This window comes from bacterium (Candidatus Blackallbacteria) CG13_big_fil_rev_8_21_14_2_50_49_14 (assembly GCA_002783405.1).
In the GTDB taxonomy this organism is placed as follows: domain Bacteria; phylum Cyanobacteriota; class Sericytochromatia; order UBA7694; family UBA7694.
In genome coordinates, this window is sequence record PFGG01000071.1 from 96662 (window position 1) to 110011 (window position 13350).

11 protein-coding genes are annotated in these 13350 nt (G+C 47.1%); 2 read left to right on the forward strand and 9 right to left on the reverse strand.

Translation table 11 applies throughout. The features are described 5' to 3' along the window. Window positions 1–2 precede the first annotated feature (2 nt). The 6 genes from COW20_19945 to hrcA all read right to left on the reverse strand — a co-directional run bounded on the left by COW20_19945 (window position 3) and on the right by hrcA (window position 6542). Window positions 3–842: a hypothetical protein gene (locus COW20_19945; protein PIW45622.1), complete on the reverse strand. Its 840-nt coding sequence runs from the start codon at window positions 840–842 to the stop codon at window positions 3–5. Window positions 843–942: 100 nt separating this feature from the next. Beyond that, window positions 943–1461 (reverse strand): hypothetical protein, encoded by a 519-nt coding sequence (locus tag COW20_19950; GenBank protein PIW45623.1) that lies wholly within the window; start codon window positions 1459–1461, stop codon window positions 943–945. A gap of 153 nt (window positions 1462–1614) precedes the next feature. Further along, window positions 1615–2862 carry a molecular chaperone DnaJ gene (gene dnaJ / locus COW20_19955; GenBank protein ID PIW45624.1) on the reverse strand — a complete coding sequence of 416 codons (1248 nt, stop codon included), beginning with the start codon at window positions 2860–2862 and terminating at the stop codon, window positions 1615–1617. A gap of 35 nt (window positions 2863–2897) precedes the next feature. After that, window positions 2898–4781 (reverse strand): molecular chaperone DnaK, encoded by a 1884-nt coding sequence (locus tag COW20_19960; protein PIW45625.1) that lies wholly within the window; start codon window positions 4779–4781, stop codon window positions 2898–2900. A gap of 68 nt (window positions 4782–4849) precedes the next feature. Then, window positions 4850–5467, reverse strand: coding sequence for a nucleotide exchange factor GrpE (gene grpE, locus COW20_19965; GenBank protein PIW45626.1), 618 nt, complete (start codon window positions 5465–5467; stop codon window positions 4850–4852). Between the two features lie 16 nt (window positions 5468–5483). Then, on the reverse strand, window positions 5484–6542 hold the full coding sequence (gene hrcA, locus COW20_19970; protein ID PIW45627.1) for a heat-inducible transcription repressor HrcA: 1059 nt from the start codon (window positions 6540–6542) through the stop codon (window positions 5484–5486). A gap of 564 nt (window positions 6543–7106) precedes the next feature. On the opposite strand from hrcA, the gene COW20_19975 reads away from it, so the two are divergent. Beyond that, window positions 7107–7514 (forward strand): hypothetical protein, encoded by a 408-nt coding sequence (locus COW20_19975; GenBank protein ID PIW45634.1) that lies wholly within the window; start codon window positions 7107–7109, stop codon window positions 7512–7514. A 59-nt stretch (window positions 7515–7573) separates the two neighbouring features. On the opposite strand, the gene COW20_19980 is transcribed toward COW20_19975, so the two are convergent. Continuing rightward, on the reverse strand, window positions 7574–11596 hold the full coding sequence (locus COW20_19980) for a hypothetical protein (protein PIW45628.1): 4023 nt from the start codon (window positions 11594–11596) through the stop codon (window positions 7574–7576). 67 nt (window positions 11597–11663) lie between these two features. Between COW20_19980 and COW20_19985 the strand changes: the two genes are divergently transcribed. Further along, window positions 11664–11885, forward strand: coding sequence for a hypothetical protein (locus COW20_19985; GenBank protein PIW45629.1), 222 nt, complete (start codon window positions 11664–11666; stop codon window positions 11883–11885). Window positions 11886–12228: 343 nt separating this feature from the next. On the opposite strand, the gene COW20_19990 is transcribed toward COW20_19985, so the two are convergent. Both COW20_19990 and COW20_19995 read right to left on the reverse strand, forming a co-directional pair. Further along, window positions 12229–12729: a hypothetical protein gene (locus COW20_19990; GenBank protein ID PIW45630.1), complete on the reverse strand. Its 501-nt coding sequence runs from the start codon at window positions 12727–12729 to the stop codon at window positions 12229–12231. Between the two features lie 172 nt (window positions 12730–12901). Further along, window positions 12902–13321, reverse strand: a complete 420-nt coding sequence (locus COW20_19995) for a hypothetical protein (GenBank protein PIW45631.1) — start codon at window positions 13319–13321, stop codon at window positions 12902–12904. Window positions 13322–13350: the final 29 nt, after the last annotated feature.

Sequence of the window (13350 nt, forward strand, 5' to 3'; positions counted from 1 at the left end):
GATTATTTACCTCCTGCGGGGGATGCACTTGCTTCAGGGAACGGCGTAACGGAAGGGCTCGGAACAGGAGTCGAAGGGGAAGCGCTGGGAGTCGGCACCCGGTTTTCAATTTCCTGTTTCAGGGTTTTCAGGCTTTCAATAAACTTTGCGCTCATATCGGTCCAAACTTTGGCTTCGGCATCTTTGCGAAAGGTATAGGTCTGGCTGGTAAAATCAGCCGCGGCCCGATCGAAAAGTTGTGGTTCTGTCTTCACCACACTGCGCAGGGGATTTAAAAAGGTTCCCGAAAAAATATCCAGACCAATGGCCTCAATCGTCATATTGCTTTCATAGTAACTGCGATCCGTAAAGCTATCGAAAAAGCTTAAGTTCTGAACACTGGATCGTTCAAATTGATGTGAGCCAGAGACAATCACGACAATATCGGCTTGAAAACGGGCTCCCAATTGACGCACCGTATCAATATTTGCACCATTGCCTAAGAGGCTGCTGGAAATTTGAAAGGTTTCACGCACCAATCCCGAATCTTTAAAGTTTTTTTGAACCGATTCAAAAATTTTCTCTTGATCTTGAGATTGGAGTTGAGAATTGTAACTGTAATAGATCACGCCGATCCGCAAAGGAAATTTCACTTCAATTTTACGTTGCAGGGTATCGCGCAATTGCTGCTCTTCTTTGCTAATCACCGATTCGCCAATCAGCGAAGACAAAGCTGATCGATCTGAAGGTGAGGCCGAAGGAGAGGGCATGCTGGGAAAGGTAGCCGAGGAATAGGTCGGGCCGCAGGACGAAAGCCCCGCCAAAAGCCCTGGAACAAGCAACAGGGAGAGATACTTTTTCATTTTCTGAAACCTCTGTAAGTTGGAGTTGAAGAACATATATCTATCCTAACAATTAATTACTTAATTGTAAATATTTTATTTTACTTTTTTGTAATTATTTTTAAAAAGCCCAGCGCAAATTCAATTCTGGACGCACCCAAAAGGGATACCCCAAATAAACAGCGCCGGAAAAGCCAAAGTGATCGGTCATCATCAAATCAATCCCGCCCCCGGCCTGTAAAACCCAACCCATCATACTGGTAGGGTCCACAAAGCCAGGATTGCCCACCACAGGCCCTCCGACCAAATAGGTAAGACCAGCATTCAATCCTACAAAAGGATGTATCTGGCCCATGGGTTGAAAATAATATTTCCCACCCAGCAAAACAACCTGAAGCATCGCGGGTGACTGCCCCAAGTTCCAGAAACTATAATCCAGGTAGGTTTCAAGCTTTTCATCCAAACCTGGCAGACGCCAGCCCATTTTTGCGTGAAAAAAAGGCAAAACGCCATTCATGCCCGCACCCGCCTCAAGGCTGAAAGGATGGTGCTCAGGAGGAGCTGCATTTTGTGTTTCTGCATGAGCAGGGGAAGTTCCAAACACGAAAAAAGCGGCAAGCAAAGCGAAAAGCATCTTCATGAAAGGCAACCTTTCTTTCCACATTGTTTTGCATCATTGTACCCCGCCAGGAAGCAATGCCCCAACTGCTGACAAAGAATGAACCCCCGGTTGGACATTTTTCTCCAACCGGGGGTTCAAATTTCAATATTTCAAACAGCAAAGGGAATAAACTTAATCCTCTTTGCCTGGATGATGGGATTTCCAGGTTTCTTTGAGCACATCAAAAAAACCATGTTTTTTTTCTTTTCCGCGTTGCGTAGATTTTTCAGCCGTCACCAGACCGCCATCCTCCTGCATAGAAAAGCCCCCTTCACCTCGGCTCAGGCCTTTTTCAAGTACAAACAGACTTTCAAGCAAGGCCTTTTCTTCGCCACCCACCTTCTGCGGAACAGCCACTTCTACAGTCACCAAAAGGTCACCGCGTAAAGCACTGTTATTCAGAAAAGGAACGCCTTTATTTTTAAGCGTAAAAACGGTTCCAGGCTGAGTTCCAGCAGGAATTTCAAGCGTTGTGGGACCTTCAAGCGTGGGTATTTCGATCCGATCTCCCAAGGCCGCCTGAGCATAGCCCACAGAAACATGGGTATAAATATTCTGCTCCTGACGTTCAAAGACACCCTCAGCATCAGACAAAACATGCAGTACGATATACAAGTCGCCTGCAGGTCCACCCGAAAGCCCGGCATCGCCTTCTCCACTGACATGCAAGCGCACGCCACTGTCTATGCCAGGTGGAATTTTAATTTTCAAAGTCTTTTTCTTTTGCTCACGCCCTGCGCCTTTACAGGATTTACAGGGTGTCTCAGCGATATTCCCTTTGCCCTGACACTTGGGGCAGGTCGCGATATGCGTAAAGGTGCCAAAAGCCGTGCGCTGATGCTGCTGTATCTGCCCACTGCCCCGGCACATGGGGCATGAAACCACATTGGTTCCAGGCTCAAGCCCAGAACCTTCGCAGGTATCACATGACTCCAGGTGCTGAAGGTTGATTTCACGCTCCATACCAAAAATGGCATCGCGAAATTCAACCTCCAGATCCAAACGCAGATCAGAGCCTCTCTCAGCGCGTGAGCGAGAACTGCCCCCCCCGCCACGCTGGGATTGAAAGGGGTCGCGTCCACGTCCAAAAAAGGCTTCGAAAATATCTCCCAGCCCTCCAAAGCCGTCAAAACCGCCTTGGTATCCGCCCTGAAAGCCACCCAAGCCTGCATGACCAAAACGGTCATACGCAGCTTTTTGCTGAGGATCGCTCAATACGGCATACGCTTCAGAAATTTCTTTGAACATTTCTTCAGCGCCGGGCTCTTTGTTCACATCTGGGTGGTACTGTCGCGCAAGCCTGCGATAGGTCTTCTTCAGATCCGCATCTGTGGCTTCACGCGACAATCCCAATACTTCGTAATAATCTTTTTTAGACACTTAACTCTTCCGTTCAGTGAAAGTCAGAATCTGACTTATTTCACTTCCTCATAATCTGCATCGACGATATTGTCGTCTTCAGAATGCGAGCTGCCACCTGAAGAGGAGGAAGAGCTGCCCCCATCCTGTTTGTACATTTTTGATGAAGCGGCATACATGGTGTCTTTTAACTTGGTCAATTTGGCATTGATCTCGTCCAGATTATCACCTTCCAGCGATTTTCTCAGTTCAGTAATCGCAGCATTGACTGCGTCACGGTCTGAGGATTCAAGCTTATCGCCAATATCACGCAAGGTTTTTTCTGTGGTGTAGATTAAGCTGTCGGCCTGGTTACGCAGTTCGACTTTCTGCAAGCGTTTTTTATCTTCTGCCGCATGGGCTTCAGAATCCCGCTTCATACGCTCAATCTCATCCTTGTTCAAACCACCGGCATTGGCAATGGTAATTTTCTGTTCAGAACCTGTGCCTTTGTCTTTCGCTTTGACATTGACAATGCCGTTGGCATCAATATCAAACGTGACTTCAACCTGGGGTACACCACGGGGAGCAGGCGGGATGTTTTCAAGTGTAAAACGGCCCAAGGTTTTATTATCAGAGGCCATTTCACGCTCACCCTGAAGCACGTGAATTTCAACACTGGTCTGACCATCAGCTGCCGTTGAAAAGATCTGGCTTTTGCTGGTCGGAATGGTGGTATTGCGTTCAATAATGCGGGTAAAAACGCCACCTAAAGTTTCAATCCCAAGGCTGAGTGGAGTGACGTCAAGCAAGAGAACATCCTTGACTTCGCCGCCCAAAACACCGGCTTGAATCGCAGCGCCCAAGCCCACAGCTTCATCAGGATTCACACCTTTATCAGGTTCATTGTTGATAAATTTGCGAATGGCTTCCTGAACGGCGGGGATACGGGTTGAACCGCCCACGAGAATGACCTTATTGATTTGGCTGGCCTGCAGACCAGAGTCGCTCATGGCTGCACGCATGGGCCCCATCGTGCCTTCAATCAAATCAGCACAAATTTCTTCAAATTTGGCACGGGTCAATTTCACATTCAAATGCTTGGGGCCCGTCTGATCTGCGGTAATAAAAGGCAGATTGATTTCTGTTTCAAAGACAGAGGAAAGCTCAATCTTGGCTTTTTCAGCTGCTTCTTTCAAACGTTGCAGGGCCATTTTATCTTTGGAAAGATCTACACCCTGATCACGTTTGAATTCATCAATCAACCAATCAATAATGCGCTCATCAAAGTCATCGCCCCCCAGGTGGTTGTTCCCGCTGGTCGCCTTTACTTCAAAAACGCCATCACCCAGTTCCAGGACAGAAACGTCGAAGGTTCCCCCACCCAAGTCAAAAACAAGAATGGTCTGTTCATGGCCTTTGTCCATACCATAGGCCAATGAGCTGGCAGTAGGTTCATTGATAATACGCAGAACTTCCAGACCTGCAATCGTGCCCGCATCTTTGGTCGCTTGACGCTGAGCATCATTAAAATAGGCAGGAACGGTAATAACGGCTTGTGTTACAGGCTCACCCAAATAAGCTTCTGCGTCTTGTTTGAGCTTACTCAGAATCATGGCAGAAATTTCTTGGGGAGTATAGGTCTTGCCCAGAACAGCAACTTCCACCATATTGTCCTTGCCACGCTCAGTGTGATAAGGATAGCGGGTGCGCTCCTGCTGGGTATCATCCCAACGGCGGCCAATAAAACGTTTGATTGAATAAATCGTATTTTCTGGATTTGTAATCGCCTGGCGCTTGGCAATCTGGCCCACCAAACGCTCACCTGATTTTGTAAACGCGACCACAGAAGGGGTCAGGCGACTGCCCTCTGCATTTGGTATAACGACTGGTTTTCCACCTTCAAGTACGGCTACAACAGAGTTCGTCGTGCCAAGGTCAATTCCAACTACTTTACCCATAACGTATGTCTTAATCCTCCTTGCTTAACTCAGCAAAACTTGTTCATATTCTAAAGTGCACAGGGTGCTTAATCTTCTTTGGATACCTTGACCATCGAGGGTCTCAGCACCCGTCCATTCATCTGATAACCCTTTTGAAACTCAGCAATTACAGTTTCATCGGGGTAGTCATTGGTGGACTCACTCATAATCGCCTCATGGTATTCAGGATTAAAGGGCTGTCCTACCGCGTCAATCACTGCAACACCTGATTTTTGAAGCACGTCCAAAAATTGTTTATGAATCATTTTGACGCCCTCTACAAAATGGGAGAACTCTTCTGGTTTCACTTCATTTTGCAAAGCACGCTCAATATTATCAATCACCTCCAGCAGGTTGGTGACAATCTGTTGACCAGCAAATTTAATCAAATCTTCACGTTCCCGAGCCACTCGGCGCTGATAATTCTCAAAATCGGCAGCAACACGCATCAGTTGATCATTTCTGGTTTGCAATTGTTCAATTTGAGTTTTCATTTCAGCAAGCTCTGAAGGATTCGTGGGGGGCGCTCCAAAAACAGCTGCGGCCTCCGAAAGATCCTCTTCAAGAGAAATTTCTTCAATGCTCTCTGCTTCAAGATTCGCATCAGAAGATTCTTCTATATTCTCGATCTGAATTTGCTCATTTTCTGCGGATCTTTCATTCATTCCGCTTACCTCCGGTTCAGCTAAAAAATCTGGTTAATGTATGTGTTAAATTATTGGCAACAGTCTGTAATAGTCCCATCACCTTAGCATAATCCATGCGGGTTGGCCCAAGAATGCCAATCATCCCCAAAGCTTTGGTGTCGATAAAATACGGAGTGGCCACAAAACTGCAATTTTTCAGTTCCTGATAAAAATTTTCGTATCCAATCAGGCAGTATACATCACTTTTCTTGGTTTGAACCTCCTGGTTCAAACGCTGAAACAATTGATGCACAAACTGATCCTGCTCCAAAAATTGCAAAATCGGATAGGCGGTTTCGGTCGTATGAAACTCTGGTTCTTTGAGTAAATGCGAGGTTCCGCTTAAATAAATTTTCTCTTCGCGTTGGGCCTGCGCATAAATTTCAGAAACCATTTCCAAAACCATCGATTTATAATTGAGAATTTCTCTTTCCAAAGACCCCGTTGCAATCCGGTGAAACAACTCGTTCAAAGAGATATTGTCGTTGAGTTGTCCATTGAGATAATTGGTGAGCATCGAGAGCACTTCAGAATAGACCGGCTGAGAAAGACGAATGACCGATTGGCGGCGAATTCCCCCTACATAGGTCAGGCTCAGAACCATGGAATCTTCATCAATCGGCAACATGTGTACAGAATTGACAGGGTTGCTGCGAATATGAGGCGTTTCTGCCACAGCAATGCTTTGGGTGGCATCGGATAAAATCCGAATGGCTTGAAACAGAATTGCATCTACTGCTTTGGATGTCTGCTCCAAACGACGCAAAAATTGGTTTTCTTCAAGTGTCGGCACATAGGATTCCATTAAATGATCCACAAAAAACCGATACCCCTTATCCGAAGGTACCCGGCCGGCCGAAGTATGCGGTTGAATCAATAAGCCGGCATCTTCCAGCTCAGCCATTTCATTGCGAATGGTTGCAGGACTGAGTCTAAAAGAATGGCGTTTGCACAGCGTGCGGGAACCCAAAGGCTCACCATGGCTAATATAATCCTTGATGATGGCACTCAAAAGGTTTTGTTTACGTTCAGATAATTGAAAATCAGGCAACATAGACACTATTTCCAGATTTCTTAACCTGCGTTTATTTTAGCACTTTATTATCGAGAGTGCCAATAACTTCTCTGAATACAGACCAAACGATGACTGTCACTTGTTTTGAGAGAGGGGAGAACAAGGCAAAAATTTGCCGTCTGAGGTCAAGGTATTATAACATGATCCCTGATCGCGGATAAAATGTATTTTTTATACTTAATAATTATGGAAAAGGAGAACGCCATGTCCAGACAATTATTGCTGACGGGCAGCCTGTTTATCAGTCTTTTAGTCTCTCCTGTTTCCCCTCTGCAAGCAGCCACCACCCAAGTGGTCGGCTATTTACGCGACTCCCACAGTGTATCCATGACCTTAAATGGTCAAAAATCCGGGTTCAGAATTTTTTCTCCTGAACCCTCTCAAATCGTTGAAATTGAAGAAAGCATGCAGGATCTGGCGCGCAACCTGAATCATTACGCCCAGGGACGTCCTTTGCAAAGTGATGAGATTCGGCCCATTTATAACGGTCGGCATTATTTGATTCAATACCAGGAGCAACCGATTCTTGAAGTGTCTCCTGCCATGGCCCAGGCTTTGGGTCAAAGTCAACTCTCAACCCTGATTGGGTTGACAAACCAACTGAGAAAAAGTTTGGGAGCCCGGCCTTTGCGCAGCTTCCGTTATTTGAGTCCCACCGCAGAGGGAGAAACAGGTTACGCATCCTGGTATGGAGGCTATTTTCATGGCCGTCGTACTGCCAACGGAGAAACCTACGATATCAATAAATTCACGGCAGCCCACAAAGCACTGCCCTTTGGAACCCAAGTTTTGGTAACCAATCTTGAAAACAAACAAAGTGTGGTTGTTAAAATCAATGATCGCGGCCCTTTTAAACCAGCCCGGATCATTGATCTTTCCCCTGAAGCCTTTAAACAAATTGGCTATTTGGGCAAAGGAGTTTTAAAAGTGAAACTGAGTGTTTTGTCCTGATCTCAGGCCTTACTCTCAAAACGCCCTGGGGCATAAATTGCTCCAGGGCGTTTTGTGCTTTAGGGAATATACTGCCAGAAGTCAGTATAGTAAGAATGTCCTGTCGCAAAAGGATCCACGGGACTGCTGGGATCATAGAGCAGAACATTGTTGCCACTGTCTTTGCCACCCAAAACATAGAAGCGGCCCTGTAGCCAGGCCGAAGTCTGTGCCCAGCGTGTTCTGACGGGAATCGTAGCATCTTTTGTCCAGGTAATCGCGGTGGGATTGCTCAGATTGTCAATCACACCAATCCCAAGATCTGAACTCAGCCCGCCATTCGGCGCAGAACCAGAGGCAGTCGTACCGCCCCCATAGACAAAAATCCTCCGATTGACAGGGTCAAACCCGTGTGAACCATAGCCTCGCGGCACATAATTGGCACTGTTGTTTGAGGTCAGCTGTGTCCAGGTATTGCTACCCGTATGATACACCCAGATTTTTGAGTTAAATGGCATGCCCGTAATGACCTCGCCTCCCCCCAGAATATAAAAGCGGGAGTTGGCAGGATCACTGATCATATCAAAGGCATTGAGCAGATTAGCGGGGCCGCCGGTGAAGGTGACTTCACTCCAGGTGGCGGTCGCATTGGCTTCATTAACCGTCAATTTGAAAATTTTATTTAAAAAACTTGCCCCCTCTGCGCCACCATATATATAAAGTGAGTTATCTGCTGGATTCCAATGCATTTTATGCAGAAAGAGCATTTTTTTAGGCCCTGAAATCGTGATCTGTGTCCAGGTATTATCACTGGGCTTGTACATCCACAGATCATCCAAACCACTGGCCCCATTGAGTGTCGGGCAGGACAAGGCCGAATCACAACTCCAGGTAATTCCACCATAAATAAACATGCGGTCATCGGCAAAGGTAGCGCCATTTTTCCAAGCTGCTGCATGGTACATACGTTTGGTAAGATTGGCTGGAACATTGCCATTCGGAGCGGTAGCAGAATGCCCTGAAAGATTTTCCCAGAACGAACCCTCGGAATAGGCCATCAGGGTATTGGTGGGGAAATTATAATTCTGACGCGCATCATTGCCTGCAAAGAAATAAATCTTGCCATTTGCATCAGGATCCACCACAGCCGTTCCCCCCATGCGCCCATGAACTGCTGACAAGGCTCCAGGGTCGACAATATTGGGCATGCGTTGCGCACGTGACCATTTGGTCGAAGAATCCAGAACCGTAAATTTGACAAGCTTGGCTCCCGAATTGCTGGTATCATTGCTTTGGCCATCAGGGTTCACCACCCGCACACGGTATTCACCGGCACTGACCCCATCAGGCAAACCAGCAATAATCTTCGTGCCATAAGACGTAACATTCTGAAGCGTCACCACCGAACTGGGATCCGCAATTGAAACCAATTGCACCCCAGAGTAATAGGGAAGCACACCAAAATTGGTAGTACGGGTCGCATCAATAGCCGCCCCATTGATGGTCAGGGTCACCGGAAGATTATTCGGCCAAGAGGCCGGGCAAATCGGTTGTTTACAATCTGTCGCACCCGTCAGTTTGGTCAAATCGGTTTCAATTTCAGGGGCAGCAGAGTTGGCAAAGGTGACAAAGGGAGTCGAGGTATGCATCTGACCATCGGCATTGACCAGACGCAGATAATAATTCCCGGCGGGCAAATGAGGCAAAATTCCGCGCACAGAACCTGAATTTTGATCAATAATCGTCACGCCATCCAAATACGCATCCTGCGGATTAAAGGCGGAATTGGGATCTTTAACCACCTGAACATAGGAACCGGGTAAAATATTCGAGGCAGTAAAATAAACGTAACCAGAATCTGGATAGTTAGGCAAAAGCATCGATTTATAAGTCACAGGGCCACTGGGATAACTGATCCCCAAGATTTGCGGTGTACCCGCCAAGGTTGCTCCCCCATTTGTCACCGTCAACTTAGAAGGTGATTGGGCAGCTTGCCCGTCTGGATTCACCACGGTAATCGTATAATCGCCTGCGGGCATTCCAAAAATGGAATCTGAATTCAGCGTCAGCTGAGTTGCGCTTCCTGTTCCACTGATAGCCTGTTTCGCGCCAATATAAATCGAAGCCCCACTGGCAAAGCCACTGCCATTGATTGTCCAGGTGACCACGGCATTGGGATCGAGAATATTATTGCTGATCGAACTCGGGCTGACTGAATTAATCACAGGCGCAGCCTGATTGGCCAGAGGCTGAATCGTGAGACAGGTACCTGAAGTGGTATAGCTAAAATTATCAGGCCAGGTCATTTTGATCTTGTATTCCCCTTGTGGAAGCCCGGCAGGCACCACAGGAATCGCAACCAGCGACGTTTTTACCCCTGTAATCGGGGCACTGTATTCTGTGCCGTTGGCTGTTCCCCCGTTGCGGATATATTTGATCTGCACCCCCTGCTCAATGCCTGTTCCATTGACATTAATCGCCAAAGTCAAATTGGGAACAATTTGAGCCGGTGTACAGGAGGTGACTTTGCGCTCACGGGCCTGCATTGTAAAAACAGCACTGCCCGTATCTGAAAGCACAGGTTGCAGACTGACCACCCTGAAAAGCTTTAAATCATAGGCAGAAGTATTGGGAAAAAGTGTTCCCGGTGTAATCGCCATGCGGGCGACCGAAGGCAGTTCCACCAATTTCTGAGTGATGGCCGAGCTTCCCATCGTAAAGCTATGGGGACGTTCAAAACCACAGCCCTTGGCCACAACACGGTTGTTTTCACTGTCAAAACCTTTTTGAGGATAAACATAGGAGATTCGTCCTACTCCCGGCCCTTCAGCAGTCGTGATCGTTCCCGTAACACTCAATTTCCCCTGATTGACATCTGAAACTTCCAAATTGGGGTTCACAATTTGAAGCTTATTATAGCCTGTAAACTGATCGCCCCCTCCAGGTAAGTCTGGGAAAAGCAGTTTGGTTGGAATAATCGCCAGAATCTGAAATTCATTGATATAAAATCCAGGCAAAATCAACTCGGAAAGGTAGACCAGTGAGTCAGGTTTAAAATTTGCGCCTTGAATCAAAACAGGTGCAAATTCAAGGGTATTCTGATCAAGACTGCGCAATAGATTTCCTTGGTAGGTCAGCACCTGGGCTTGCAATTCCTCAATGGTGGTCGTGGGAACAATAGGCTGCGCGCGTAAATAGACCCCAGCAATCACAGGCACACTTGAAACAAGTCCGCCGGCATCGGTCACCGTATAGCCATTTGCCAAGCCCCCCTCAATCCGGCCAACCGCACTGTCAGGATTCATGATCAAGATATTATAGGCTCCGGCGGCGACGCCAGCGGGCACAGTCGCCACAATTTGGGTTGAGCCTGTTCTTGAAACGACCGTCAAAGGAATTCTTTCTAAAAAGACCTGGGCTGTAGCTGAAAAATTTGAACCCGAAATCGTAAGGGTCTGGGCCGCATTATTTGCACCCGAAACAGGGCTGACGGTATTGACCACGGGCTGGGCATTGCGGAAATCAGCCAAAGCTCCGTTGCCACAGCCCAAAACATAGGTTTGCTGAGCACTGCGGTTATTGCTATCGGTTACTTTGATCGTAAAAGTATAGGTTCGCAAATTGATATTGCCGTCAGGCGTTCCGCTCAAGCTGACGGTATCAGAGGTGCTCGTCCCGACAGAAAGCCCCGGAGGCAAAGTTCCTGTACTGCTCCAGGTATAGGGGCCTTTACCATACATTGCTTTAAAGGCTTGATTATAGGCGCTTCCCGCATTGGCAGGCGCAATCGAGCCTGGAAAAATCTGCAAGGAGCGCACGACAAGATTATAGGCTCGCTGGGTCGTTTGGGCACCATTGGTAACGGTCAGAGTAAACGGAAAGGTTCCTATTTCTGAAGTTGTTCCATGCAAGGTGACGGTATTATCGGGAACACTCAGCAAACCATTGAGGGGCGCAGGTGAACCCGTGACATTCCCGCCTGTCGCACTGGTAAAAGACAAACCGGCGGGCAATCCTGTCGTTCCCGCAAACTGCCATAAGTAGCCTGTCACTGTACCATTCCAAACCTTAAAGTCTAAACTGAAAGGCTGATCTACATCCACGTAAAAGGTATTCAGATCCGGCGTAATGGTATAGGTCGTAGGAGCAGGTGTTGGAGCTGGAGTTGGGATGACAACAACACCCCCTCCACCGCCGGTAGTGGTTCCACCGCTCGTGGTTCCACCGCCACCACCACCGCCACCGCCACCACCGCCGCCACCGCCGATACTGACAGATTCAGCGGTAAGGGTAACTTTCAATTGCGCACGGTTGACTTCACCGGCTTTAAGCTTCATGGTTTGCTTGGCAGAGGCAATAACCGCTTTTAATTTATCGCGTACTGAAACATAAAAAACAACTTCTTTCTCTTTGCTGCCCCGCATATCGATGCGAATTTGACGACTGATACGGTCTTTTTCAACATCGGAGCGTGAAAACGTCGAGCGATACAAATTCTGACGGGTCGCAACCTCGGTAATTTCCAATTGAAGTTCTTCAGCGGCCATCGGAATGGCTTTGATGCCGAATTTTTGAGAAAGAGGCCAATAAATCTGAACGCCCAAACCTGCGGTTTGGTTAGCAAGAGATGACGCTGGAGGCGTTTGTGGAGCGGTTCCCAAGGCAGGAGGCGCGCTGTCGTTTTGACAGGAACTGAGAACCATGATTAAAACAAGAAAAATCGACCAGAATGGCATTATTCAATCTCCAGTTCGACTAGCGCCACTTGGGGATCAATCGCTGGAGGGGGGGCAACAATCAAAACCTTAACTGTCAATCCCAATTTTTCTTGGTTCAGTGGAGAAATACGCACCTCAGCAAGACCTGGTTTGAGCGCTTTGATTAAGCGTTGGCCAATATCCAAAGACAAAACATCTGGCTTCAGGTTTTCAATTTTGAGCTGTTTTTGAATTTGATCGAAACTCAGTTTGCGTTTGTCGCTCATTTCGACATCCCCCACCAACATGAGCTCTTCTCCGACCTGAAGCTGCAAATTCTCACTGGTAATAACTTTCAAAACCGTTGCGATAGAAACAGGAGAGGCTGATGGCTGTGGCTTTTCTTGGGGCAAAAGAGCCCGCACTGGTTCTTTTACGTCTGTAGGTGCAGAGACTGTCGTATTGACGCTTTGAGCACACCCTCCCAGAATAAACAAGACAAGACTATTCACCAACAAAAATTGCAATCCAGACTTCATCTAACTTCGCTCTCTTTTCTCTCACTCACATCAGCAAGTATGTAGACAGATGTTCTCACGTCATTCTTGTCGAAAAAAACTGACTTAGGCTGTGGTTTAAAATAAAGATTTAAATAAACAGAAAAGGACTCTTAAAACTTCAGCAGCTCAATTGAGCTGCTGAAGTTTTAAGTCATTGTTTAAGAGTTTGAAGTAATTTTTCAAGCGCCACCTGCTCGGCACAACCTGGTGACAGAATAACTGAAAAAGTCTGCTCATCACTGTATACTTCCAGGGCGCCAGACATTTTCACACGATGTTGAATATGAACGTTCTGATTTTTCAGAGCAGCTTCAAGTCTGACGCGTAATGCCTGAATTTGTGTTGGTTCCAAATTGCGCTCGACGGGCTCTCCCCCATGGTATATTCCACTGGAACTCAAAGCAGGGCTCACCGGACGATAACTCAAATGCGGTCGAGGCTGGGAAATTATGACATATAAATTGCCGCTGCCATCAGCATATTTTACGCTGAGATTGTCTTTTTTACATCCTGCCAGCATCAAACCGAATCCAAGCAAGCCGCCAATCAACAGTATCCTGAAAATCCGCATTTTATCACCTTATGTTCATCAGGTCTTGC